The organism is Marinomonas algarum, from assembly GCF_020532605.1.
Classification (GTDB): Bacteria; Pseudomonadota; Gammaproteobacteria; order Pseudomonadales; family Marinomonadaceae; genus Marinomonas; species Marinomonas algarum.
This window is the reverse complement of sequence record NZ_JAJATW010000006.1, coordinates 16,979-41,091: the sequence shown is the minus strand read 5'-3', so window position 1 is coordinate 41,091 and position 24,113 is coordinate 16,979. Positions and strand designations below refer to the sequence as shown.

General features: G+C 44.2%; 24 protein-coding genes. 10 read left to right on the top strand and 14 right to left on the bottom strand.

Annotation, left to right across the window (positions count from 1 at the left end):
* Positions 1-7: 7 nt before the first annotated feature.
* The gene (locus tag LG368_RS05270; protein ID WP_226753691.1) at positions 8-2,029 is read right to left on the bottom strand and encodes a TonB-dependent receptor plug domain-containing protein; all 2,022 of its coding nucleotides are present in this window, start codon (positions 2,027-2,029) and stop codon (positions 8-10) included.
* Between the two features lie 2 nt (positions 2,030-2,031).
* Positions 2,032-2,898, bottom strand: coding sequence for a prephenate dehydratase (locus LG368_RS05265; protein ID WP_226753690.1), 867 nt, complete (start codon positions 2,896-2,898; stop codon positions 2,032-2,034).
* Between the two features lie 113 nt (positions 2,899-3,011).
* Here LG368_RS05265 and yidD point away from each other — a divergent pair, with 113 nt between their 5' ends.
* Positions 3,012-3,344, top strand: a complete 333-nt coding sequence (gene yidD / locus LG368_RS05260; RefSeq protein ID WP_226753689.1) for a membrane protein insertion efficiency factor YidD — start codon at positions 3,012-3,014, stop codon at positions 3,342-3,344.
* Here yidD and LG368_RS15575 read toward each other — a convergent pair.
* From LG368_RS15575 to LG368_RS05240, 4 genes are all read right to left on the bottom strand, one after another.
* Positions 3,341-3,991, bottom strand: a complete 651-nt coding sequence (locus LG368_RS15575; RefSeq protein ID WP_226753688.1) for a LuxR C-terminal-related transcriptional regulator — start codon at positions 3,989-3,991, stop codon at positions 3,341-3,343. The two genes, yidD and LG368_RS15575, sit on opposite strands and share 4 nt — an antisense overlap.
* A gap of 27 nt (positions 3,992-4,018) precedes the next feature.
* Positions 4,019-5,977 (bottom strand): acetate--CoA ligase, encoded by a 1,959-nt coding sequence (acs, locus tag LG368_RS05250; RefSeq protein WP_226753687.1) that lies wholly within the window; start codon positions 5,975-5,977, stop codon positions 4,019-4,021.
* Between the two features lie 122 nt (positions 5,978-6,099).
* On the bottom strand, positions 6,100-6,840 hold the full coding sequence (locus LG368_RS05245) for a class I SAM-dependent methyltransferase (RefSeq protein ID WP_226753686.1): 741 nt from the start codon (positions 6,838-6,840) through the stop codon (positions 6,100-6,102).
* A gap of 187 nt (positions 6,841-7,027) precedes the next feature.
* Positions 7,028-7,660, bottom strand: a complete 633-nt coding sequence (locus tag LG368_RS05240) for an HAD family hydrolase (protein ID WP_226753685.1) — start codon at positions 7,658-7,660, stop codon at positions 7,028-7,030.
* Between the two features lie 213 nt (positions 7,661-7,873).
* On the opposite strand from LG368_RS05240, the gene LG368_RS05235 reads away from it, so the two are divergent.
* The 4 genes from LG368_RS05235 (at position 7,874) to LG368_RS05220 (ending at position 13,574) form a co-directional block, all read left to right on the top strand.
* The gene (locus LG368_RS05235) at positions 7,874-8,902 is read left to right on the top strand and encodes a TAXI family TRAP transporter solute-binding subunit (protein ID WP_226753684.1); all 1,029 of its coding nucleotides are present in this window, start codon (positions 7,874-7,876) and stop codon (positions 8,900-8,902) included.
* A 521-nt stretch (positions 8,903-9,423) separates the two neighbouring features.
* Positions 9,424-10,452 carry a TAXI family TRAP transporter solute-binding subunit gene (locus LG368_RS05230; RefSeq protein ID WP_226753683.1) on the top strand — a complete coding sequence of 343 codons (1,029 nt, stop codon included), beginning with the start codon at positions 9,424-9,426 and terminating at the stop codon, positions 10,450-10,452.
* A 98-nt stretch (positions 10,453-10,550) separates the two neighbouring features.
* Positions 10,551-12,689 carry a TRAP transporter permease gene (locus tag LG368_RS05225; protein ID WP_226753682.1) on the top strand — a complete coding sequence of 713 codons (2,139 nt, stop codon included), beginning with the start codon at positions 10,551-10,553 and terminating at the stop codon, positions 12,687-12,689.
* A gap of 144 nt (positions 12,690-12,833) precedes the next feature.
* Entirely contained in the window at positions 12,834-13,574 is a 741-nt protein-coding gene (locus tag LG368_RS05220) for a dienelactone hydrolase family protein (RefSeq protein ID WP_226753681.1), read from the top strand.
* A 70-nt stretch (positions 13,575-13,644) separates the two neighbouring features.
* Here LG368_RS05220 and LG368_RS05215 read toward each other — a convergent pair whose 3' ends face one another.
* Together LG368_RS05215 and LG368_RS05210 are read right to left on the bottom strand one after the other, a co-directional pair.
* Positions 13,645-14,196 carry a YaeQ family protein gene (locus tag LG368_RS05215; RefSeq protein ID WP_226753680.1) on the bottom strand — a complete coding sequence of 184 codons (552 nt, stop codon included), beginning with the start codon at positions 14,194-14,196 and terminating at the stop codon, positions 13,645-13,647.
* Positions 14,197-14,323: 127 nt separating this feature from the next.
* Positions 14,324-14,524 carry a YdaS family helix-turn-helix protein gene (locus LG368_RS05210; RefSeq protein WP_226753679.1) on the bottom strand — a complete coding sequence of 67 codons (201 nt, stop codon included), beginning with the start codon at positions 14,522-14,524 and terminating at the stop codon, positions 14,324-14,326.
* An 84-nt stretch (positions 14,525-14,608) separates the two neighbouring features.
* Between LG368_RS05210 and LG368_RS05205 the strand changes: the two genes are divergently transcribed.
* Positions 14,609-15,262 (top strand): LexA family protein, encoded by a 654-nt coding sequence (locus LG368_RS05205; RefSeq protein ID WP_226753678.1) that lies wholly within the window; start codon positions 14,609-14,611, stop codon positions 15,260-15,262.
* 85 nt (positions 15,263-15,347) lie between these two features.
* Positions 15,348-15,545, top strand: coding sequence for a carbon storage regulator CsrA (csrA, locus tag LG368_RS05200; protein WP_226753677.1), 198 nt, complete (start codon positions 15,348-15,350; stop codon positions 15,543-15,545).
* A 119-nt stretch (positions 15,546-15,664) separates the two neighbouring features.
* Here csrA and LG368_RS05195 read toward each other — a convergent pair whose 3' ends face one another.
* The 4 genes from LG368_RS05195 to LG368_RS05180 all read right to left on the bottom strand — a co-directional run bounded on the left by LG368_RS05195 (position 15,665) and on the right by LG368_RS05180 (position 19,072).
* Positions 15,665-16,180: a sugar O-acetyltransferase gene (locus tag LG368_RS05195; protein WP_226753676.1), complete on the bottom strand. Its 516-nt coding sequence runs from the start codon at positions 16,178-16,180 to the stop codon at positions 15,665-15,667.
* A gap of 74 nt (positions 16,181-16,254) precedes the next feature.
* Positions 16,255-17,205: a transaldolase gene (tal, locus tag LG368_RS05190; protein WP_226753675.1), complete on the bottom strand. Its 951-nt coding sequence runs from the start codon at positions 17,203-17,205 to the stop codon at positions 16,255-16,257.
* Positions 17,202-18,209 (bottom strand): tRNA dihydrouridine(20/20a) synthase DusA, encoded by a 1,008-nt coding sequence (dusA, locus tag LG368_RS05185; protein ID WP_226753674.1) that lies wholly within the window; start codon positions 18,207-18,209, stop codon positions 17,202-17,204. The genes tal and dusA overlap by 4 nt, the downstream gene beginning before the upstream one ends.
* A 167-nt stretch (positions 18,210-18,376) precedes the next feature.
* Entirely contained in the window at positions 18,377-19,072 is a 696-nt protein-coding gene (locus LG368_RS05180) for a VC0807 family protein (RefSeq protein ID WP_226753673.1), read from the bottom strand.
* A gap of 185 nt (positions 19,073-19,257) precedes the next feature.
* On the opposite strand from LG368_RS05180, the gene LG368_RS05175 reads away from it, so the two are divergent.
* Entirely contained in the window at positions 19,258-19,602 is a 345-nt protein-coding gene (locus LG368_RS05175) for a rhodanese-like domain-containing protein (protein WP_226753672.1), read from the top strand.
* A 70-nt stretch (positions 19,603-19,672) separates the two neighbouring features.
* Here the strand turns inward: LG368_RS05175 and LG368_RS05170 are convergent, their stop codons facing one another.
* Both LG368_RS05170 and LG368_RS05165 read right to left on the bottom strand, forming a co-directional pair.
* Positions 19,673-20,326, bottom strand: a complete 654-nt coding sequence (locus LG368_RS05170) for a peroxiredoxin (protein ID WP_226753082.1) — start codon at positions 20,324-20,326, stop codon at positions 19,673-19,675.
* Between the two features lie 122 nt (positions 20,327-20,448).
* On the bottom strand, positions 20,449-21,807 hold the full coding sequence (locus tag LG368_RS05165) for a sigma-54 interaction domain-containing protein (protein WP_226753671.1): 1,359 nt from the start codon (positions 21,805-21,807) through the stop codon (positions 20,449-20,451).
* Positions 21,808-22,072: 265 nt separating this feature from the next.
* Between LG368_RS05165 and LG368_RS05160 the strand changes: the two genes are divergently transcribed.
* Positions 22,073-22,765 carry a cyclic nucleotide-binding domain-containing protein gene (locus tag LG368_RS05160; protein WP_226753670.1) on the top strand — a complete coding sequence of 231 codons (693 nt, stop codon included), beginning with the start codon at positions 22,073-22,075 and terminating at the stop codon, positions 22,763-22,765.
* A 167-nt stretch (positions 22,766-22,932) separates the two neighbouring features.
* Positions 22,933-24,108, top strand: coding sequence for a PQQ-dependent sugar dehydrogenase (locus LG368_RS05155; RefSeq protein WP_226753669.1), 1,176 nt, complete (start codon positions 22,933-22,935; stop codon positions 24,106-24,108).
* Positions 24,109-24,113 lie beyond the last annotated feature (5 nt).

Below are 24,113 nucleotides of genomic sequence, written 5' to 3'. Positions count from 1 at the left end.
TATTAAGCTAGAAAGTAAAACGAGTAAAGATATAAGCGAATGCATCGTCTTCATAATTATTGTGTTTTGAAACCAATGCTCCACTATTTAACGTTGTTTCCATACCGACTCCCATCCTTGCTTTTGAATAACCTCCTAAAGAAAATTGATACGATAACCAAGTGTTCAGTAACGCATAATCCCCTTCACCAAACGCTTTTCCATACCAGTAATAGCCTTGAGCAGACCACTTATCTGATAATGGGACACTACCGAAAAGAGACATCACAACCGGTGTGGTGGCTTCTATCAGTGTCTGATTTTCAGTATCCGTGTCTTGGTACGCATAGGTAAAACGTGCCATAGCACCTGATTGAAAGCGCCAATCCAGTTCTAACTCAACGCCATTAATTGTCACATCTTCTGTCACACCCTCTTCTATCGGTGCGTCAACTTTATCAAAAGAGGAGAAATATTTTTTACTCAACACCATGTCTTGCACTTGGTCATGATAAAGCTTCAGATCAACAGACACTGCTTTTTTAGGCCAGTAGCGGTAATAACCCACTTCATAAGAGGTAATTTTTTCTTCGGCCTCTCCCTTGTCTGCATAGGTGACGGTCGAAACGTCTCCGTTCGATAAAGCATATTGCCATTGGAAATATTGATCTGATAAATCGGGGGTTCGAACTGCTTTTGACACATTAAAGCGCAACGATTCTTGTTCGGAGAGTTTATAGGTCACACCAAACTTAGGCGATAAAAACGACCCTCCCATATCACTGTGTTCAAACATCGCCCCTGTGTTTAATACCCAATCTGGGTTCACACGATATTCCATATTAGAAGAAAGGCGGAATACCTCATCACTCACACGACCGGAAAAGTAATGCTCTGACTCAGCTTCATCAAGGCGATAACCAATGGCAGAAATCAAACGCACAGACTCGGACACTTCCCATGTATCTTGTAATTCAATATCTTGCCGTGTTTCAACAAGATCCACATCGTAAGTCGATCTAACAGACCCACTGCTTACGCCATTAAACACTTGGGCGTAAAAAAGCGGTGTTAATTCAACATCGTGGTATTCATTTAAATCCGATTCATCGTAATAGTATTGTACTTTCAAGTGATGCGCAGAAGAAACTTGCGTACCATAGCCTAACTTAATGTGCTCTCGGTCAACAAGTCGCTCCGGTTCATTGACGTCTGCGGCCTGACCACCATAGGAAGAAGGTTGTATATTGTCACGCAACGAACTGGCGCCAATGTCTATATCAAAAGAACTGGTCGGCGTTTCTTTTTGAATCAACACGTTCCCCATCACCGCGCCATGACCATCGTGGCGTTTGTCACCATCTGCATCTATGTCGAAACCGCTCACGTTTGTCGTGGACGCTGATGCACGATAGCTCCACTCACCTTGTAATCCGCTGTGCTGTCCATACAAACGGTAATCGCCACGTGTTCCTGAATAAGCCGTTACACTTTCACCTAGCGTCTCTAGTGGCGATTGAGTGATGATATTCACCACGGCAAAAAAGGAATTAATACCGTAGCTGGCAGCATTCGGGCCACGATTCACTTCGACTCGTGCAACGTCTTCGATACTAAGCGGCAACGTTGCCCACTCCACACGAGCCAAGCCGGCGCTGTACACCGAGCGGCCATTGACCAACACTTGAATACGACGATACTGGTCCAATTGCGTACCGTGATAAGAAGCCACTTTTTGGCTGGAACTGTAATAAGGCGCTACAGCAAACCCTGGCACAAAACGCAGCAAATCTTCAACATATTGCATGTTAACACGACGAATGAAATCGCCATCTAAGACCGATAAGGTGGAAGAAACGTCCACTCTTGGCTGAGGCATTTTTGAGGGCGTGACGACCGTGGGAATATCATTAGCAATGCTCTGAAAAGCGCACAAGCCTTCAGACGCTTCCCCCATTGAGAAACCAAGCTCAAGAGACTCACTCGATTTTGACCAACCTTGGGACATCACAAAACAACACGTGAGTAAAATAAATGGGCGATAGATCATGCTCATTTCAACCTATAATTGTCAGCTAAATACGTACCTAATATGCGAACCTCTTCTGAAAAAAAGCGTAACTCTTCTAATGCCGCTTGCATGGCCGACGATTGAAAATGCGCCTCAACATCTACATAAAACTGTGTTGCAGTAAAATGCCCATTCACCATGTAACTTTCTAACTTGAGCATATTAATACCCTGTGTCGCAAAGCCCCCCATCCCTTTGTACAAAGCGGCGGGGATATTTCTGACACGAAACATAAACGAAGTGATGTACATGCGATCTTTTTCATAAACAGGCATCTTTTGTTGACGGGAAAACACTAAGAAGCGTGTTGTATTGCCTTCGGCATCGTTGAAAAACGTTTTTAATATATTAAGACCATACAAGTCTGCCGCTAAGGATGAAGAAATCACCGCCAGTCCAGGGTCATTCACTTCAGCAATATGCTTAGCGGCGCCTGCCGTGTCATACATGGCTTGCGGCTTTGCTCCCAGTGCTTTTATGTTGGCATCGCACTGTGCAAGGGCTTGAGGGTGGCTGCCAATACGAGAGATATCGTCTAAGGCCATAGAATGAGGCGCAATCAAGCAATGATTAACGGGTTCAAAATGCTCTTTAACCACAAAAAGCTGCGTATGTTTTAACTCACGATAAATTTCTTCCACTCGTCCTGCCGTTGAGTTCTCGACAGGAATCATCGCGTACAAAGCCTCCCCTCGCTCGACCATATTGAGCGCATCAAGAAAGGTAGCGCAGTGGACACTGTTAAAATCGGGGAAAGTATGATTACAGGCAAGATGGGAGTAAGCGCCAGGCTCACCCTGATAAGCCACAACCTGCATGGCGTCTAAAGTAATAGGTTGGTCTGGCATAAGTTGTATCTAATCTATGGTATATTTTGTTTACATTATCAAATTGTGTAGAGCAATTACACATAAATGACATGGTTTTTACTTTATTAGCCGCTTAAACCCTGAGATGCATTGTGAAGAAATTTATTATTTTATTAGTGAAGGGCTACCAACTTTTTATTAGCCCTTTTCTTGGAAACAACTGCCGCTTTTACCCAAGCTGCTCACGCTACATGATCGAGTCAATAGAACGTTTCGGTGTGTTTAAAGGTGTGTACCTTGGATTGCGACGCTTATCAAAATGTCACCCTTGGCATGAAGGAGGAATGGACCCTGTTCCCCCTTGTGGCTGTCACTCCGATAAAGAAAACCAAGACTCTCAGAGCAAACACGTACAAGCCAAAGAACCACAAGCCAAAGACAATCGCACCTTAGCTAAAGATGACACTAAGAAAACACCCTCTTAACCGGTACTCACCATTTGCAGCTTCAAATTACTGGCCACTAAGACCGCCTGGGTACGGTTGTTAATTTCGAGCTTACGGAAAATCGCAGTAATATGCGCCTTCACCGTGGCTTCTGAAATAGACAACTCATAAGCAATTTGCTTATTGAGCAGTCCTTCATGAAGGTAGCACAACACCTTGTATTGCTGTGGTGTCAGTTCTGCAACCTTATTTTGCATCGATAAGTCTGGTTTTGGTTGATTTGCCACTTCCACACGCAGCCCATCTGGCAACCAAATATCACCGGCCAAAATAGCATGAATTGCTTTTACATAAGTGGCTGGCTCACTGGTTTTAGGGATAAAACCCAACGCACCAGCATCAATTACCATGGCGACCATGGCACTGTCTTCACTGCCGGAAATCACTGCCACAGGGACATCAGGAAAGTTTTTTCGAATTTGAATCAAGCCAAACAAGTCGCCACTGCCCGGCATATTGAGATCCAAAAGCAATAGGTCAAGGTCTATTTGTTGTTTAAGACATTGGAGAGTCGAGTCCAAATCATGGGACTCAACTATGTTAATCCCTTCAATTTCTGATCGTAACGCACTACTGAGTGCGCTACGAAACAAGGGATGATCATCCGCGATAACAAGTGAAATCACTGTGTATCCTTTTAAATACGTTAGTTGTCACATATTTAAACGGTTTTCGATCAAATCATCAACCACACTTGGGTCCGCCAATGTACTGGTATCCCCTAATTGATCATGTTCATTTGAAGCAATTTTTCTCAAAATACGGCGCATAATCTTGCCCGAACGGGTTTTCGGGAGCCCTTTACTCGACCATTGAATCAAGTCAGGCGTCGCAATAGGCCCAATTTCTTGGCGCACAAACTGCTTCAATGACTGCGTCAGTTCCTCGTCTGGCGTAACGCCTGCAACGGCACTCACATAGACATAAATCCCCTGTCCCTTGATATCATGGGGATAACCAACGATTGCAGCCTCAGCAACAGATGGGTGGGCCACCAGCGCACTCTCAATTTCAGCGGTACCCAAACGGTGACCAGAAACGTTTAACACGTCATCCATACGACCTGTAATCCAATAATGACCGTCTTCATCACGAGAAGCGCCATCTCCAGTGAAATACATACCTTCAAAGGTACTGAAATATGTCTGTTCGAAACGCTCATGATCACCATAAACCGTTCTCGATTGACCAGGCCAAGAATCCGTGATAACTAAGCCGCCCTCTTGCATCTCGCCTTGCTTGGTTTGTAACTCACCCTGGGCATCCACTAACGCGGGCTGAACACCAAACAAAGGTCCCGTACAAGAACCGGGCTTAATATCACCTTGCACAATACGCGGCGACATCATCAAACCACCGGTTTCCGTTTGCCACCAAGTATCAACAATAGGACAAGCAGAATTCCCTAACTCCGTGTAGTACCACGACCAAGCTTCGGGGTTGATTGGCTCACCCACGCTGCCCAGTATTCTTAAAGTATCCCGTTTACTGGAGCGTGTTGGCTCATCGCCTTTTGACATCAGAGCACGAATGGCCGTCGGAGCCGTATACAATATGGTCACGCCAAATTTATCAACGATACGACCAATACGACCGGAATCGGGGTAAGTGGGAACCCCTTCAAACAAGACACTCGTGGTGCCATTTACTAGCGGCCCATAAACCATATAGCTGTGACCAGTAATCCAACCGACATCAGCAGCACACCAATAAACATCGTCAGATTTTAAATCAAACACCAACTCATGGGTGAGCGACGCGTAAACAAGATATCCCCCTGTTGTATGCACAACGCCCTTTGGCTTCCCCGTCGAGCCAGAAGTATAAAGAATGAACAAGGGGTCTTCTGCATTCATCGGCTCAACAGGACACTCAGTGCTTTCATTGTGCACCTCTGTTTCCCAGTCCAAATCACGATCCTCAAACCAAGGAATATCCTTTTTTGTATAGCGATAGGTAAGAACGTGTTTAACAGAAGGGCAGGCATTATTCGCAAGCGCCATATCAACGTTGTGCTTGAGCGGGATAGTGTTACCAGCACGACGACCTTCGTCGGCGGTAATCACCAACTTAACTTCGCAGTCATTAAGGCGATCAGCAATGGCATGAGCAGAAAAGCCACCGAAGATAACGGAATGGACAGCACCAATACGAGCGCAGGCTAACATGGCGTAAACAGCTTGAGGAATCATTGGCATATAAATAGCGACTCGATCGCCTTTTACCACCCCTTTGCGCTTGAGTACATTGGCTAAACGGCCAACTTCGTCATGCAAATTCTGGTAAGTGATGGCAATTTTCTCATCGCTTTCAGCGTCGCCTTCGCAGTAGTAAGCCACTTTGTCTGCAGAGTGGGTAAGATGACGGTCAATACAGTTATGAGCCGCATTCAAACTACCATCTTCAAACCATTTGATACTGACATTACCACGGGCAAAAGAGGTATTTTTCACTTTCGTATAAGGCGTAATCCAATCGAGGCGCTTACCTTCAACACCCCAAAATCCATCAGGATTATCAATCGATTCTTGATAGCGTTTTTCAAACTCCGCTTGACTAACGTTGGCTGTTTTTGCCGCCTCATTTGAGGTTGCGCTGTATGATGATTCCATAACCTGCTCCATTGTTAAATTTGTTATTCGGATGCCGAGTTACTATAACTCGACTCATAACGGGTACTATTCCACTTTAGTCTTACTGGTTTTTGGACAACAAAGATAAGCCAACGCTGGTGCTAATCGAATCGACCGGCTTTAAGAAAAAAGGGAAGTTGTATGTCCTGTTTTTTGTTTGGTGTTGACCACGCCTCACGTATCAATGGCGATGCGTTGAGTAGAAACTCATCACCGCTTTCTTGAATTCTTAACTGGGAAGCAGACCATGTTCGGATAAAATCTATCGTCTGTGTAACGGACCAGTGACATTTAAGTTCAAAATCCGGTACTTGCATCAGGGGAAAAGGAAACTCAATGTCATTATATTGCTCCCATAGGAGACGACTTTGCGCCGGCCAATAATCGGTCAATTCAGACAACACGGTTTCCGAAATCACCTTATCTTCTGCTTCGCCCACTTGCAGCCAGTTGTATCCCCAACAAGCAAATAACCCTCCAGGTTTGAGTACTCTGTGCAACTCTCTCCAGAATGTTTCCAAGTCAAACCAATGAAGAGCATGGGCAACGACTACCACATCGAAGTAATTATCAGGGTAATCGGTTTTCTCTGCAGGACAAATTCGGTAATTTACCCTTCTGTGATGAGCCGCAGAATGCACTTGCGACTCACTAATATCCGACGCTTCAACTTGATTAAAGTAGGCAGCCAAATCTACTGACGCCTGGCCAGTTCCGCAGGCACAATCCCAAACCACACCTGGGTTCGCCACTTGCTTTGAAAGCCAGTAATACAACTCAGCAGGATACATTGGCCGAGTACGAGAATATCGGATCGAGGAATGCCCATCAAATGTACGCATGCAAACTACGACTCCCCAACACATTCATCATTAAATACATCACCTTACAGGACTTACTGTTCATTGCCGATTCGTTCCAACAACATGAGATACCTCTAAAAATACAACACCAATGAATAAACTCAACATTTGATTAAGCTATCATGATGAATAGATCATTTGTTCATAGAACATTGTCCTGCACACACTATTCCGCTAAAGGCTTAAGCAGAACATCATGTTGATCCAGTACGAATCTGGCCTCTTCCACCCCTTTCACTCGAAAAGCCTGCATACCGAACGCCTTTGCAGCGTCAATGTTAATCTGATTATCGTCAATAAACAGTATTTCTTCTGGCAATACCTGCAATTGATCCAGAACGTATTGATAAATCGCGCCATCTGGTTTTACGGCGCCGATAAGATGAGAAGCATAGTAACTGTGAAAAACGCCGGCCAAGCCCATCTTATTCATTAACCTTGGCCAATGAGCCGCGTTTGTGTTCGACAATATGGCTCGATGGTATTCTGGCTTCACGGATTCAACCAACGCTAAAGCGCCGTCAAACAACCCTCTTGGCCATTTTTTAAAATGCGCCTTAAACACGTCTATGGGTGTTTGACTGCCCACTTCTTGCAGTAATGCCTTTGCAAACTGCTCAAAAGTGATTTTACCAGAATCAAATGCAGCCACAGCGGGAGACGATAGCCACTGCAACCAAACGTCCGACTCCTCACCTTCCGTATTTAACATACCACTTATTTCGGCGACCTCTCCCAAATTAACCAAAACGTTGCCTAAGTCGAACAACACAACTCGAACCTTAAGTTTTTCTTGCATAATCTTCTTTTAACTCTTTCCTCATGAACAATAGTTTGCTTATATTGAGCGCAAGCTGTATCTGTCGAGATACCAAGTGGCTATCTCGTTATTTATTGAGTTTAGAAGTAACTCCAAATATAAAAACTCAATATGCATCAATGGAAGTACAATTCATCAGATATGAAATCACTATATTACCTCAGCGCCCCTTATTAACAGGAGAAAAATAAAATGAAATTGGGACTTATGACTAAAACAATTTTATCAACTGCAACAGCGGCGGCTATTGCACTTTCTGCAACCGGTGCATCCGCTGCAGACGATCGTAATTATATCTTGGCAACTGCATCCACCGGTGGTACTTATTACCCTGTTGGCGTTGCTATCGCTACCTTGAGTAAAGTCAAGCTTGAGCCAAAAATTGGCATGTCTGTTTCAGCAATCAGCTCTGCTGGCTCGGGTGAAAACATTAAATTGTTGCGTGAAGACCAAGCACAGTTTGCCATTTTACAGGGCCTATACGGTGCTTGGGCTTGGGATGGCGATGGCCCATTCAAAAGTTCAGGTAAACAAGAGCAGCTTCGTTCTGTTTCCATGCTTTGGCAAAACGTTGAACACTTTGTTTTAAAATCAGACCTGACAAAAACCGGCACCATGGCCGACCTTAAAGCGCTAGAGGGCACCAATAATAAATTTTCTATTGGTAAAAAGAATTCTGGTACTGAAGGTTCAGGCCGTCAGCAACTTTCTGGCTTAGGCATTGAACCCGATAACTTCGCATTGGCTTACATGGGCTACGGCGCCAGCGCAGACGCGATACAAAACGGCAACATTGAAGGCATGAACACACCTGCTGGTGTGCCTGTCAGTGCAGTGACTCGATTGTTTGCCTCAATGGGCGACAAGGTACAAGTTCTAGACTTTACCGACGAGCAAGTTAAAGAGGCCAACGGCAATTATGACCTATGGACTCGATACGTCATTCCTGCAAATACTTACCCAGGTCAAACCAAGGAAATCAACACGGTTGCACAACCGAACTTCCTATCAACACGTGCGGATATCTCTGATGATGACGTCTATGAGTTGACGAAAGCATTGTACGAGAACCTTTCTTACTTAAGCGCAATTCACAAAGCAACGTCAGTGATGTCTATCGAAAAAGCCATCTCTGGATTGCCAGTGCCATTGCACCCTGGTGCATTACGCTATTACCGTGAACGTGGTATCGATGTTCCTAACCGCTTGATTGCTGAATAATACTTTTCACATATCAATCTTAAACGCTGCATCCTAAGTGCGGCGTTTTTATATTCTTTCGTCCACAAGCAATGTTTGCCCTCCCTAACTCATACAAAACCATCTAAAGTATATGTTGGTAAGCCATAATAGAAATGGAGCAAGCGCTTAATCCATAGCCTAAGTAGTATTAGCTAAAACCACCTACCCAAGAGCAGCTCTCTATTCAACATCAGATAGCAAAACCTGGTGTTTAAACGTCATCTAGCCATAAGCTATTGCAATCGGCAATATTTCGCTCATGTAAAAACACCTGCCATAAGAGCTAAATGCTCAAACCCTATTCCTACTCAGTTTCGCGTAAGCAATTTTTTGCTTACGCCATTCAGTAAGCTATAAGCAAAAATTTGCTCAGTTTTGTGTAAATAATTAAAAAATTAAATAAAAATTAAAAAAGACCTTATTTATCATGAAGATACATAATTGGCATGAAATTAGCCTGTATAGATATTCAACTAAGCCCATACTAGGAGAAAAATAAAATGAAATTGGGATTTATCACTAAAACTGTCTTATCAACAGCAACAATCGCTGCAATTACAATATCGACTTCGGGGGTATACGCCGCAGAAGACAAAAACTATATACTAGCAACGGCTTCAACAGGAGGAACCTACTACCCTGTAGGCGTTGCTATTGCCACACTCAGTAAAGTCAAACTTGAACCAAAATTTGGTGTATCTTTATCAGCCGTCAGTTCTGCAGGCTCAGGCGAAAACATCAAGCTTTTGGGAGAAAATCAGGCACAATTTGGTATACTTCAAGGTATAAATGGTGCTTGGGCTTGGAATGGAACAGGGCCAATGGAAAGGGCCGGTAAACAAACCGAGCTAAGGTCTATCAGCACACTCTGGCAGCAAGTAGAGCACTTTACCATTAGAAGTGAGTTGGCTAAAACAGGGACAATTGCTGATTTAAAAGAGCTGGAAGGTAGCAATAATAAGTTTTCCATTGGCAAAAAAAACTCAGGAGCTGAAGGGTCAGGCCGTCATATTTTGAAAAGTTTAGACATCGATGCAAACGAATTCAGTTTGGCTTACATGGGTTATGGAGCCAGCGCGGATGCTATCCAGAATGGTAATATTGATGGCATGAATACCCCGGCTGGGGTTCCAGCAGGAGCGATAACACGCCTGTATGCCTCGCTTGGTGATAAGGTTACTGTTCTTGACTTTACTGATGAGCAAATGGCTAAAACAAACCATGAATATGATTTGTGGACTAAATACACCATTCCAGCCAACACATATCCAGGACAAACAAAACCAATAAACACGATTGCAGAATCAAACTTTCTAGCAACACGTGCAGACGTATCTGAGGAAGATGTTTATCAGTTAACCAAAACCATTTATGAAAATTTAAACTATCTAAGCGCGATCCATAAAGCGACTAGCAGCATGTCTGTTGAAACTGCTCTAAAAGGACTTTACGTGCCACTGCATCCAGGAGCATTGCGCTATTACCGTGAACAAGGTGTTACTATACCTAATCACTTAATCGCAGAATAAAGTTCCTTGCTCAAAATAAGAGCACTGAGATGTTACTCAGTGCTCTTATTTGACTTTTGCTATAATACGTTTTTTGTCTATATAAGGGTTGTCTGTCTATGACTGCTGCATCGCAAAAACCAGCTGAATCTCAAGAAATTAATCTTGAAGATTTCGAGACCAAACATCGCTCTGGACTTTGGTTAAACCGCCTAGTCTTTAGCCTCTCTATTTTTTTAGCAGTGGCGCATATCTATATTAATACCATTGCCACCTTGCCAGAACTTTGGGTATCCGCTTTTCACTTTGCTGGTTTTGGTACATTGTGCGCCCTACTTATCCCTGCCAACCAAAAATGGCGAGACAGTAAAGTCGCCATGTTTTTTGACACCGTCATTGTTCTCGCTTTGATTGGGATGGTGGTGTATATCGTCTTATTTGAAGACGCTCTTTATGCCCGAGGCGTGACCTTCAACACGTCGGATTGGATTGTCTCCAGTATCGCAGTGTTGTTGTCACTAGAACTGATTCGACGTACCAGTGGTTGGTTTATTCCCTTTCTCATCGTTATCGCTTTGACCTATGTTGTCGTTTGGGGAAGCTGGCTTGGCGGTATGTTTAACTTTCCTGGCTTAAGCGTTGAAACCTTACTTTATCGTAGCTTTTTTAGCACTGACGGCATGTTTGGCTCGATTTCACGCATTTCATGGAGCTTTGTCTTCATGTTTATTCTGTTTGGTGCTTTCTTAGTAAAATCTGGTGCGGGCGATTTCATCATTGACCTCTCTCGCTCACTGGCCAGTAAAATGATCGGTGGTCCAGGTTTTGTCGCCGTACTCGGATCTGGATTAATGGGATCGGTGTCAGGGTCGTCAGTAGCCAACACCGTTTCTACTGGGGTAATCACCATTCCTTTGATGCGTCGCGCTGGCTTCCCAGCACGTTTTGCTGCTGGCGTTGAAGCCGCCGCCTCGACTGGTGGCCAGTTAATGCCTCCTGTTATGGGAGCGGGGGCGTTTATTATGGCGTCTTACACGCAAGTTTCTTACGTCACCATTATCAGTGTCGCGGCCATTCCTGCTCTTTTGTATTTTCTGTCGGTGGGTTTTTTCGTTCGTGTCGAAGCAAAGCGTAGCCGTGTTATCGCGACAGAAAGCGATGATGCAGTAAAAGTCTCTACTGTTCTTAAAGAAGGCTGGCACCATATTGTGCCGCTTGGTGTGTTGGTCGCTTTGTTAATTCAAGGGTTTACCCCAACATACGCCGCTGGCATCAGTATCCTTGCGGTTATTTTGGCGTCATTTCTATCCAGCAAACACCGTATGGGACCGGCTGCCATTCTTGATGCAATGGCGCAAGGGGCGAAAAATATGTCCACCACCGCCGTATTATTGGTAGGTATCGGCCTCGTTGTTAATGTTATCAGTACCACAGGTGTAGGAAACACCTTCTCGCTGCTGATTACGAATTGGGCAGGCGGCAGCTTGTTCTTTACCATTATCTTGGTGGCCATCGCTTCTTTGATTTTGGGCATGGGTTTGCCCGTGACCGCTTCTTATATCGTATTGGGCACTCTGTCAGCGCCAGCATTGTTTAACTTGATCGCTGAAAGTCAATTACTGGAAATGATGGCGTCTGGCACTTTACCCGAAGCCGCCAGCGCTGTCTTCATGTTGGTAGACCCTGCTGCATTAGCGACCTTGGCACAAGGCATGCCAATGGAACAAGCGGAAGCTCTACTGGCTCAGGTTCCTAATGATTTTAAAGGGATGTTGATGGATCAGGCACTTGGTGCGAACAGTGTAGCGATGATTCTGGTCACCGCACATATGATCATCTTTTGGTTGTCGCAAGACAGTAACGTTACCCCACCGGTTTGTCTGACGGCCTTTGCTGCAGCGGCGATCGCCAAAACCCCCCCTATGCGAACCGGCGTAACAGCCTGGAAATTGGCGAAAGGACTATACATAGTCCCTCTGTTGATGGCCTATACCCCATTGATTGGTGGCGACCCAGAAACCTTACTGCGTCTCACCTTCTTCATCACCATTGGTATGTATGCTCTTGTTGGTGCGATGGAGGGTTACCTAGAAGATAAACTGTCTATCGTTCCACGCGCAGCGTTGCTGGTTGCGTCTATTATGATGCTATGGCCCAATTTAGACATATGGATTCAAGCGGTTGGTTTGGTTCTCTTCCTTATTATCTTTATGACGGGTAATAAATCGTACAAGAAAACGCTAAGCCCAACGACTTAGCAAAAACGCAAACACCCTCAATAGAAAATCCGATAAGCACTCTGTTTATCGGATTTTTTTGTGTATTTTCTTTCTTAAAAAGTAGACTATGATGTAATAAAATTACACTTTTACGCATAGACGCTATCACTGTTAAGGAACCCTATGATCACCCAACGCCACGATGAAGACATTAATACGCCAACTGGCCTGATGCGCTGTACCGTTTACCGCCCTCAAGCAGAGGGTCGTTTTCCCTGCATTTTCTTCTATTCTGAAATTTTCCAACAAACAGCGCCTATTTCACGCTCTGCCAACATCATGGCAGGACACGGCTTTGTCGTAGTGGTACCCGAGGTATTTCACGAACTCAATCCAATAGGCACTGTGCTGGGTTACGACGATAAAGGCAAAGATAAGGGCAATAATGACAAGTTCACTAAGCCACTCGAATCCCACGACAGTGACACGTTAGCCATGTTGACCTTCTTTTCAGAGCAAGACTACTGCACCGGCAAGTTTGGCAGTATGGGAGTTTGTTTGGGAGGCCACCTTGCTTATCGCGCGGCTTTACTACCCAGCATTCATGCCGCTTTTTGCCTGTATGCAACGGACATCCATTCAAACACGCTCCCTTGCCAAGCAGGCAATGACACCTTTACCAGAACCCAAGAAATTCAGGGAGAAATAGCGTTAGTATGGGGCAAGCAAGATCCTCATGTCCCAACACAAGGACGTCAGAAAATCTATCAACAATTAATGGATACCGAACGACGGTTTACTTGGTATGAGTTTAATGGACAACATGCTTTCATGCGTGATGAAGGAGACCGTTACGACCCCGCGTTGGCGTTAGAATGTTACAACAAAGCCATCGCACTCTTTCAGCGTACGCTAAAAGAATAAAGTGTAAGGATAAGAAGAGAAAAGGCCAATAAATTGAAGAACACGTTCTGATTGGCCTTAATTTTTTTGCTTACTGATGTCGCCATTTAGGTGCCATCATACACTCGCCCAATTCGCCAGAAAGCCACATTTCACCATCTTGAATCGTGACATTTAGTTGCATAGAACGCGTACAAATAGCCGCTAAAGCTTGTACTTGTGACTCTGGAAATTGCAGCACTCTTAGGTTGTCAAAGCGACTGTTTTTGCCCTTGGTTTGCTCCCACCAAATATCCGATTTGTCATTATAATTCACCACGACAACTTGCTGAGCGCGACCGCACGCTTTTCGAAGACGCTTTTCATCTGGCTGACCAAGCTCAACCCAAAGCAAAATCTCATCTGAATAATTTTTTTGCCATAAATCCGGCTCGTCCTCGGTACTGATGCCTTTCGTGAAGCTTAGCTGCTCGCCACTTTCTTTTTCATCAGCCAATAAGGCAAACACAGCTAAACGCACCATCATGCGCTCTTCGGTTTCTGAAGGGTGTAACGCTAAAGTAAGTTCATAACTTTGATAGTGATGGCGGTCCATATCTGACACTTGAACCGATGCTTTATAAACCGTTGCTTTTATTGCCATGGGATCACTTATAAAATAGGTTAACGACAAGAAATCGTGGCGCATTGTACAGTAAAAAAGCGCACGAAAGTCGCTATCTTTTTGGCCTGTTTTAAAAACACCCAGTAAAAATTACCGATAAATGAATTTATGGCCGCTCATGGTCCATCAGTAGCTCACTTTCACTGACCTGCCCTTCTGTGGACGCAGCGATGCGTCGAATGTATTTAGCCGGTGCACGTTTGTGTATATTTAACCAATTCCAAACATGGGCTTGCTTAACGCCTAGAATATTCGCCAGCGCAGTTTGACTTCCAATAATCTTAACGGCCTTTGCTATAGCTGACATAGTGCCTCCTTAACAACTTTAACTGTATTTGATGACAGTTTTTATTGTTTGTCAAATACAGTTAAAGTTGTAATTATCACCACCATGAGCATGGCTGAACGTTGTAAACAAAGAAGAACCCACTTAAAACTGACTCAAGCAGAGTTAGCAAGTCGTGTTGGCATAACACAACAGTCCCTACAAAAAATCGAGGAAGGCGCTACCAAAAACCCTCGTAAGTTACTGGATCTAGCCAAACACCTCGAATGCAGCCCTGAATGGCTTGCTCACGGTACAACACAAGGCACTCGAGAGCGTTTTCTGCATTATGTTGAAGCAATACCGACCAAAGAAGACGTTAAACTCTATCAATGCCCAATCCTTAATTATGACATCATTGCACCTTGGCCAAAGACACTCACCCTATACCCTCATAAAACACAGTGGATAGCTACTGCAGAACCTGTTTCTGAAGACGCTTTTTGGCTACCCGTTGAAAATGACAGTATGCGCGCTCAATCCGGTATCAGCATTTCGGAAGGCGATTTTATATTGGTAGAACCCCACCAGCGCGCAAAAAATGGTGACTTGGTTGTCGCAAAGCTTCCTGACCATCAACACGCTGTATTTAAAAAACTGATTTTCGATGTGGATAATGTCTATCTACACTCACTCAATAGCGAGTATACTCAGATAAAAGTGAGTGACACTTACCAGATCATTGGTGTGGTAAAGTTGGCACAAAGAAAATTATCTTGACACTTTTTTTAGTAATACATTGAAGACGTCACTGAAGTAGTCAGCGTTTCGTATTTGTCGACAACAAAACCAAAGGATAGGAATTATGTTAATCATCACACGACGCTCAGGTGAAACCATCAACATCGGAGACGATACTGAAATAACCGTATTGGGCATTCAAGGCTCACAGGTACGCTTAGGCATCAAGGCACCGAAAGAGGTCAGCGTTCATCGAGAAGAAATCTACAATCGCATTAAGGCAGCAGAAGCAGAGCAAGAGAATAAAGATGCCTCTTCTTGAAACAGTCTTTGCTTCTTTCTGCTATGTTGCAAAAACAGCTTGATGCCCAAACTGTTGTGATCAACCTTTAAAAAACGTGTTCTAATCAAAGCAGCGACACTGATGTTGCTTTGATTTATTTACCCTCCAACATAGCGTTCATTTTCTGCCACATCGCGTCTTACCACCGCATTCGCACCAATAATTGCGTTATCGCCGACACTTACCCCTGGCAGCACTTTTGCACCGCCACCAATCCAAACACCAGATCCGATAACGATTGGGCGAGCGACACAGACTCCTGACGCTCTCTGACTCGCCTCTCTCGGGTGATCGACCGTGTATAAGTGAACACCCGGTCCAATCAGAACATCATTGCCGATCGTAATAGCCGCACTGTCTAGAAACACACATTGAAAGTTAATGTATACCCGTTCGCCTAAATAAATCTGTGTACCGTAATCGCACTGAAAGCCAGGTTCAATCACGGTATTCGTAGAAGAGGCAAACAACCGAGTAATATGGCGAAGATTGCCCTTACTTGGGTGCGCATTGTATTTCGCGCATGCCAAGCGTGCGGCCTCACGCCGTAAACGCAAATCTAGATCAATGCTGTTGAACCGCTCACCTCGGCGCATCTTATCAAACTCAGTCATGTTGTTTTCCTTAGCAAACAAAAAACGCGGCAATTGGCCGCGTTTTATCAAATCAAGCCTTGTGAGGTTAAAGGCTATAACATAGACGCCAACGTCACTTCTAACTTACCCTGGTCCACAGCAAAGTTACGAATACCCTCAGACAACTTTTCTGTTGCCATAGCATCTTCGTTCATGGCCCAACGGAATGCTGCTTCGGTAATCGCACTAGGTGCGGTTTTAATATCAGACGCAGGCAACAATTTACGCTCTAATATACCTTCGTCTTTTTTCAACTCGTCCAACAACGCAGGACTAATGGTTAAACGGTCACAGCCTGCAAGCTGCTCGATTTCTCCGATATTACGGAAACTGGCGCCCATCACGACCGTTTTGTAGCCGTGTGTTTTGTAATAATTATAAATTTCTGTCACAGAGACAACACCAGGATCGGTTTCTGCACTGTATTCCTGACCAGTAGACTTTTTATACCAATCGAGGATACGGCCCACAAAAGGCGAAATCAAAAACACACCGGCCTCAGCACAAGCCTGAGCCTGAGCAAAAGAAAATAACAAGGTGAGGTTGCAATTAATGCCTTCTTTTTCCAACGTCTCAGCGGCTTTGATGCCTTCCCATGTTGACGCCGCTTTGATTAATACACGGTCTCGAGACACACCAGCGTCTTCATACAGTGCAATAAGCTTACGCGCTTTTGCCAAAGTGGCCTCTTTGTCAAAAGATAAACGGGCATCGACTTCTGTTGAAATGCGACCCGGAATGTACTTCAAAATCTCAGTGCCGACGATCACAGCTAATTTATCACTCGCATCTTCAATTTGCTGCGCTTTATCATCACTTTGTGTTTTCGCCCAAGCGACCGCTTGATCAAGAAAAGGAGCGTACTCAGGAATTTGGGCTGCTTTCAACATCAAAGAAGGGTTAGTGGTTGTATCTTCAGGTAAAAAATCTTTAATCGCGGTGATGTCACCGGTATCTGCCACAATGGTCGTGAACGCTTTTAATTGAGATAACTTATTGCTCATTGCTCTTTTCCTTTGTGTTGATGATGTTTGACCAAGTCGATGGCCTCTAATAGTACGTTAATCTTTGCGTCGGCTTTATGGCCATTTTCAGACAAATACCGACGGAATTGCTTACCGCCAGGCTCACCTTGAAAGATACCCAAAATATGGCGCGTTAGATGAAGCAATCGCTCGCCCTCTTCCAACTTTTTTTCCACATAGGGCACAAAAGCCTCTAATGCCTGATAACGGTCAGACACCAAAGCATGATCACCAAACAACGCCGTATCAACTTGGCTCAGCAACCATGGATTATGATAAGCCTCTCGTCCCACCATGACGCCGTCTACCTGCTCAAGTTGCGCTTTGCACTCTTCAATTGTCTTAATGCCACCGTTTACAATGATTTCAAGGTGAGGAAAGTCTTTCTTTAATTGCTGCACATAATGGTATTTAAGAGGTGGCACTTCACGATTCTCTTTTGGGCTAAGCCCTTCCAAAATAGCATTACGAGCGTGAACGATAAACGTTGAGACGCCTGTGGTAGCTATGTCACCCACAAAATCTCGCAGTACGGCGTATTCCTGTTGATCGTCTAAACCAATGCGATGCTTGATGGTGACAGGGATCGAACAATTATCCTGCATGGCACGCATGGCCTCTTTGACTTTCTCTGGATGCGCCATTAAGCACGCACCTATCAAGCTATTTTGCACTCGATCACTGGGACACCCAACATTCAGATTTACTTCGTCGAAGCCGACTTGCTCTGCCATTTTAGCGCACTGCCCTAACGCCGCAGCATCCGACCCTCCCAATTGCAGTGCAATGGGGTGCTCACACTCATCATATCGTAAAAATCTTTCAGGGTGATTGCCTTGCAATAAGGCCCCCGTCGTCACCATCTCAGTGTAGAGCAGTGTACGTTTGGTCAGCGTTCGTGCAAAAACCCGATAATCTGATGTCGTCCAATCCATCATAGGGGCAATACTAAAACGTCTGTCTAATGTATCGTTTGATTTCATTGAGTTTTCTTCTGTTTTACCGAGCGGTTTTTGTAACATGGATGTATCTATATTGCATCAGTTTGCGCCGTCAACAAGATGAATAGCACAGCAAAAAAAGCCACTTTCTTGAAGACTTGAAGCCTTTGCATACGAACCAAAGGCTTTTGAAAAAGCAGCGAACGCCATTACTTTTTAATAATAAGATCTTCGAGTTTGAGACCCGTTGCTTGTTTGATACTGCGCAGTAGGTAGAAGAAGATGGCCATCATCATAATCATAGAGGGGATCGCAATCATGGGGTAACTGTAGAGCGTCATTTGACCTAACTCTTCGTTGAATGCCTCCGTACCAGCAGGGCTTGTCACCAACCATTTCGCCAAGATGTAGTTCATTGTGGCCGAAAACGCAAACGACCCAGTAATAAAATAGGTCGCTGTCATCAGCCTTTTTTCAAACACTTGTGTGGTGTGGTTTTCTTCGAGTTTCTGCTTGATCATCTCAACATCCATGATGGATGCATTGAAAAATAAAGCGCGCACCAAGGGGTAAGGCGTAAACGTCGATATAAACACGGCAATGCCAATAATGGCCGGAATAGAGGCCTCTTTGATTGCCAACCATTTATTGTCTAGTTCAAACAAGCCAATACTGCCTGTTAAAAACACACTGATCACACCAAGCAAGGCGATAAAATTAAATTTCTTATATTTTATCAGCTCAAATACGCCCCAACCAAAGGGAAAAGCCAGTGCTAATAATAGGCCACCACTGACGCCTAATGACTCTTCGCCACTGAGCTTCATTAAAATAAAAGAAGGCAAAATCACACTGACAATGAGGTCAACCATTGGTCTTGGCTTGTGAGTAGGAGTGCTGTTCATAATCAAGTTATTCCAATTTAAGTTCAAAAACATCAGCCTGCTATCATAGAGCAAAGGCCGAACAAAGTGCACTTCTACTTTTAACACATTGAGACAGAAGGAGTATTAATGCGCAACCCGCGCTTGAAAAAAGCCAGCATCCTTAATATATTAGGCCAACCTTAATTAATAAGTGGTTTACTACAATGCAATATACAAAGAAATTCCAAGCCATGGCGGATGCCGCTCAAGCAAAAGCAGAAGGCATTGCGCCCGATACCGTCAACGAACGCATTGCTAATGGTGCTATTGCCTTAGACATTCGTGATCCAGACGAACACGCAAAACACCATATCGACGGTTCAATGAACATCAGTCGCGGTAAGTTGGAGATGATTGTTGAGGACAAAATCCCTGATTTGGATACGGAAATTTTATGTTACTGCAACGCCAACAACCGTGGTGCCTTGTCGGCAGCCTCACTGATTGACATGGGTTACAAAAACGCAAAATACGTTGCGGGCGGCCTAAACGCTTACAAAGCACTTTAACCCGTAATATAAAGCAAAAAAAACCAGATACCGAATACGATATCTGGTTTTATTTTATCTAGACTGCCACTTACGCTGGTAATTTAACCATACGTAGGTAAGGCAATACGGTGTTCACTTCACCGAATTTTTCTTTCGCTTGCTCATCATTCAAAGACAACGCCGCGATAACATCTTGACCTGCTTGCCAGTTTGCTGGCATGGCAACAGGCACACCGTAGCTTGCTTGTAGCGCATCAAGAGCACGCAATACTTCAGCAAAGTTACGACCTACTGACATTGGGTACGTCATAGACAATTGCAGTTTCTTGTCTGGGCTGATGATGAAAACAACACGTACACTGGCTGAATCTGCTGCTGTGCTGCCATCAGGTAGGTAAGCGTCTGCTGGCAACATGTCTAGCGCTTTAGAGACTTCTAGAGAATCATCAGCGATGATTGGGAAACCGGCTTTTGCGCCAGAGTAAGATTCGATGTCTGATTTCCACTCTTTGTGTTCTTCAACGCCATCAACAGATAGGCCAATTACTTTTGTGCCGCGTTTTTCCCACTCTGCAGACAACTGTGCAACAGCACCAAATTCTGTTGTACATACGGGTGTAAAATCTTTTGGGTGACTGAACAAAATCGCCCAGCTGTCGCCGATCCAGTCGTGTAGTTTAAAAGTGCCTAGGTCTGTTTCAAGTTCTAGGTTTGGAACGACATCATTAATACGTAAAGACATTACTGTACTCCTTGATAATAAAAAAAAGACATCAAGCAACGCTTGCTCAATGCAGACATATTAGGTTCGACTAATATCTTGTTCAACCCATTCATGCCTATCGAACTTATTAAGAAATCTTATTAAGATTCGAGTTTTCGATACAATGAACGAAGACTGATCCCAGCAACACTCGCTACCTTCTCCTTATCGCCTTCATAAAAGGCCATTAGATCTGCCAGGTAGCGACTTTCGGCTGTTTTCAAGTCAACCCATTCTGTTCCATTAGATCGCCCTGATGCAAGCCCTGAATCGTCTATTTGCAAACTATTATCATTATATTGACCTAACTCACGATCGATATCCAAGCATTCTTGGATGGTACTCGGCTCAATCAGGTTGGTATCGGATAAAATAACCGCACGATTCAAAATATTGCTTAACTCACGAATATTGCCGGGAAAGTCATAACGCCTTAACAGTTGAAGGGCCGAATCAGTCAAGTAATATTCCTTGCCCTCGCTGATTCGCTTTAACAACGCAATAATTAAAAGCGGCAAATCCTCTTGTCGCTCTCGAAGGGAAGGCACATAAATAGGAAATACATTGATTCGATAATAGAGATCTTGACGAAACTCTCCCGACTTCACCATCTGAAATAAATTTTTGTGGGTGGCACAGATCAGTCTAAAATTACTGTGCTTAATAATAGAAGACCCCACAGGGCGAAACGACCCTGTCTCAATCAGCCTCAACAACTTTACCTGCATAGAAAGGGGCACATCGCCGATTTCATCAAGAAACAAGGTGCCGCCATTCGCTAACTCCACCAGGCCCGTGCGATTGTTATTCGCCCCAGTAAAGGAGCCTTTGACGTGACCAAATAACTCACTTTCAAATAAAGAATCCGTCAAACCTGCGCACTCCAAGGTCACCAAAGACCCTTTACTGCGCTGGCTGCCTTGATGTACCGCCGTTGCCACCAACTCTTTTCCACTGCCTGATTCACCCAGCAGCAAAACAGACACATCGTTTTGACTGACCCGGGTAACCTTTTCAAGCATTTGATTAAAACGTCGACTTGCGCCCACCAGCTTGTTATTAATATTTTCAGGACTGGCCATCGAGATGGTTCGTAACAGCTCGACAAAAAACAGCAACTCTCCCTCGTCATCAAAGATAGGCAACATTTCGACATCAACGTGTTCCTTCCCCCTTGGCGTTTGATGAATGTGCAGCACTCGCTCTTTGTGACCACTTTGGAGGACAGCGGATAACGGACAATCTTCCCCTGCCTCATCACAAGGCACGGTGTAATCGTGCGAGACCTCATAACAACGCGACGTTTGTTCTAGAGGTGTATTGCCAAACTCATTTCGATAATGTTGGTTAATAGCCAGTATTTGATAGTCGACAGACACCAAAATCGCAGGGCAATCATAGCCCTCCAACATGTTGGCGAGCCCTTTAGAAGAAGGTGCATCAGTTGCAATAATATTCATAGTGAAATGCCAATATTGTCAGTGTATTTTGGTCAAATATGTCAATTTAGACTACATTAGTCAAAGTTAATCTAAAGAATTTATTTTTTATCATTAAATATCAATGACTTAGTGGTTTATGTTAAAGTGGCATAATTCATGCTAACTGTAAACTTGTTCATAAAAGCATACTATAAACTTATAACAAACACAGAATAGATTGAACTGACATGCGTATTTCAAATATTTGTTTACCCATTAGCCTGACTACTTTCTACCTAATTTTATGATGCAAAATCCTAATAGTTCACTTTACGCCCTTCGTAAGTCGATCATCAGTAATCTGATTGACACCAGCACAATGACGAACAGTGGCAAAATTACCAAACTCAAAAAGGGCGACCTTGTCTTTAAAGAGTGCGATGAGTTTCATTACATTTACATTCTTCTCTCCGGTTCGATTAAGACCTTTACCACAATTAACTCTGGCACAGAAAAAATCACCTGCTTCTACTATCAAGACGATATTGTTGGCTTCAGCGGTATTGATACCGGTCGCTACCCGGTCTCAGCCAAAGCATTAGAAGCTTCTAGTGTGTTTCGAATTCGCTTCAATGACATTGAAAAGCTCACCGATAAGCACCCAAACTTACAAAACAACATGCTTAGACTAATGAGTCGACAGATTCACGAAAACCAAAATCTACTGTCTTTACTGGGTAAAACTCAATCAGAAAAGAAAGTCGCCTCGTTTTTATTCAATATCTACATTCAATCCTGCCACTCCTCCACCTTTACTACCCTCAAGTTGCCTATGTCTCGAAGGGACATTGGTAATTATCTTGGCATAACAGAAGAAACCGTCAGTCGCTCCATCACCAAGCTCAGCCAAAATAACCTTATTGCCATTAGTGGCAAAAAGTTCAATATTGTCGACAAAATGAAGCTGGTGGAATTAATTGACGGGCACCCAGTGTAAACGAGAGCAAGTCGCTCAATACATAAGAGGTCACAACGAACTCTGAACACTCTGTCCAACTAGGCAAGTAATCCGCAATTGTGAAGGAAATACCCGAACAAGCCCACTTACTCTCATCCTGTTGTATATACTGAGTCCAAATTTGAGATCAAAGCAAAAGGTGCATTATGAAAATTTGGATTGTATTTTTAGTGAGCCTCATGGCGCTAAAGGTCAGCGCCTCAACACCGCTCCCCTCAACCACCCAAGACCCAACACACACAACAGAAACAGCGTCTTTACTAAGTGTGACTCAACTCACCCAGTTTAACGGCATACCGTGGGGCATCACCTTACTTAATGACCAAGAAGCCATAGTGACAGTAAAAAGCGGCCTCGCATATCGAGTCAACCTGTTAGACGGCACACAACAGGCTTTGTCTGGCTTGCCTAGTGTCGATGATCGTGGTCAAGGTGGCTTACTCGATGTTGCACTGTCTCCCCGTTTTGATACGCAAGCGTGGCTGTACTTCACTTATACCAAACCCACTCAGCTCGGCGCAAAAACAACCCTTGCTAGAGCCAAACTGGTCAAAAACACCTTAACTCAATGGGAAGACTTGCTGATCACAGACTCTGCAAGCAACACCACTCGACACTTTGGCGGACGCATTACGTTCGATAACCAAAACCATGTTTTCTTTTCAATTGGCGATCGAGGCATTCGCGACAACGCACAAAACCTCACCAATCATGCTGGCAGCATCGTGCGCTTAAATCTCGATGGCAGCGTACCCAATAATAATCCGTTTATTACACACGCCAATATTCTCAATGAAATATGGAGCTATGGACACCGTAACCCACAAGGTTTGTACTACGACGACGACACACACACCTTATGGTCAAATGAACACGGCCCTCGTGGTGGCGATGAAATTAACCTGATTCGACCAGGGGCAAATTATGGCTGGCCTATCGTATCGTACGGCAAAGAATACAGCGGCAACACAAACATTGGTGAAGGAGAAGAAAAAGACGGCATTGATAACCCTGTGAAGGTGTTTATCCCATCCATTGCGCCCAGTAGCTTGATTCGTTACAAAGGCATGTTATTTTCGAATTGGAACGGGGATTTTCTGTCCACCGCACTGGCCTTAAGACACCTCAATAAAATCAAGACAAAAGCCAATGGTGACACGTCAGAAGCGCGTTATTTGGCGCATCTTAATGAACGCTTGCGTTCCATTGCTCAAGATTCAAGTGGCATACTGTACTTGGGGACAGACTCTGGAAAGTTGCTCCGTATTAGCCTTGCTGCAGACCCTAACCACAAAACGGCCTCACTTCACCCAATGAAGTGAGGCAT

Excerpts from the sequence above, each read along its gene's own strand:
- LG368_RS05270 (WP_226753691.1), bottom strand. The coding sequence starts at position 2,029 with ATGATCTATCGCCCATTTATTTTACTCACGTGTTGTTTTGTGATGTCC.
- LG368_RS05265 (WP_226753690.1), bottom strand. The coding sequence starts at position 2,898 with ATGCCAGACCAACCTATTACTTTAGACGCCATGCAGGTTGTGGCTTAT.
- acs (WP_226753687.1), bottom strand. The coding sequence starts at position 5,977 with ATGGAATCATCATACAGCGCAACCTCAAATGAGGCGGCAAAAACAGCC.
- LG368_RS05245 (WP_226753686.1), bottom strand. The coding sequence starts at position 6,840 with ATGCGTACATTTGATGGGCATTCCTCGATCCGATATTCTCGTACTCGG.
- LG368_RS05240 (WP_226753685.1), bottom strand. The coding sequence starts at position 7,660 with ATGCAAGAAAAACTTAAGGTTCGAGTTGTGTTGTTCGACTTAGGCAAC.
- LG368_RS05235 (WP_226753684.1), top strand. The coding sequence starts at position 7,874 with ATGAAATTGGGACTTATGACTAAAACAATTTTATCAACTGCAACAGCG.
- LG368_RS05230 (WP_226753683.1), top strand. The coding sequence starts at position 9,424 with ATGAAATTGGGATTTATCACTAAAACTGTCTTATCAACAGCAACAATC.
- LG368_RS05225 (WP_226753682.1), top strand. The coding sequence starts at position 10,551 with ATGACTGCTGCATCGCAAAAACCAGCTGAATCTCAAGAAATTAATCTT.
- LG368_RS05220 (WP_226753681.1), top strand. The coding sequence starts at position 12,834 with ATGATCACCCAACGCCACGATGAAGACATTAATACGCCAACTGGCCTG.
- LG368_RS05215 (WP_226753680.1), bottom strand. The coding sequence starts at position 14,196 with ATGGCAATAAAAGCAACGGTTTATAAAGCATCGGTTCAAGTGTCAGAT.
- LG368_RS05210 (WP_226753679.1), bottom strand. The coding sequence starts at position 14,524 with ATGTCAGCTATAGCAAAGGCCGTTAAGATTATTGGAAGTCAAACTGCG.
- LG368_RS05205 (WP_226753678.1), top strand. The coding sequence starts at position 14,609 with ATGAGCATGGCTGAACGTTGTAAACAAAGAAGAACCCACTTAAAACTG.
- csrA (WP_226753677.1), top strand. The coding sequence starts at position 15,348 with ATGTTAATCATCACACGACGCTCAGGTGAAACCATCAACATCGGAGAC.
- LG368_RS05195 (WP_226753676.1), bottom strand. The coding sequence starts at position 16,180 with ATGACTGAGTTTGATAAGATGCGCCGAGGTGAGCGGTTCAACAGCATT.
- tal (WP_226753675.1), bottom strand. The coding sequence starts at position 17,205 with ATGAGCAATAAGTTATCTCAATTAAAAGCGTTCACGACCATTGTGGCA.
- dusA (WP_226753674.1), bottom strand. The coding sequence starts at position 18,209 with ATGAAATCAAACGATACATTAGACAGACGTTTTAGTATTGCCCCTATG.
- LG368_RS05180 (WP_226753673.1), bottom strand. The coding sequence starts at position 19,072 with ATGAACAGCACTCCTACTCACAAGCCAAGACCAATGGTTGACCTCATT.
- LG368_RS05175 (WP_226753672.1), top strand. The coding sequence starts at position 19,258 with ATGCAATATACAAAGAAATTCCAAGCCATGGCGGATGCCGCTCAAGCA.
- LG368_RS05170 (WP_226753082.1), bottom strand. The coding sequence starts at position 20,326 with ATGTCTTTACGTATTAATGATGTCGTTCCAAACCTAGAACTTGAAACA.
- LG368_RS05165 (WP_226753671.1), bottom strand. The coding sequence starts at position 21,807 with ATGAATATTATTGCAACTGATGCACCTTCTTCTAAAGGGCTCGCCAAC.
- LG368_RS05160 (WP_226753670.1), top strand. The coding sequence starts at position 22,073 with ATGATGCAAAATCCTAATAGTTCACTTTACGCCCTTCGTAAGTCGATC.
- LG368_RS05155 (WP_226753669.1), top strand. The coding sequence starts at position 22,933 with ATGAAAATTTGGATTGTATTTTTAGTGAGCCTCATGGCGCTAAAGGTC.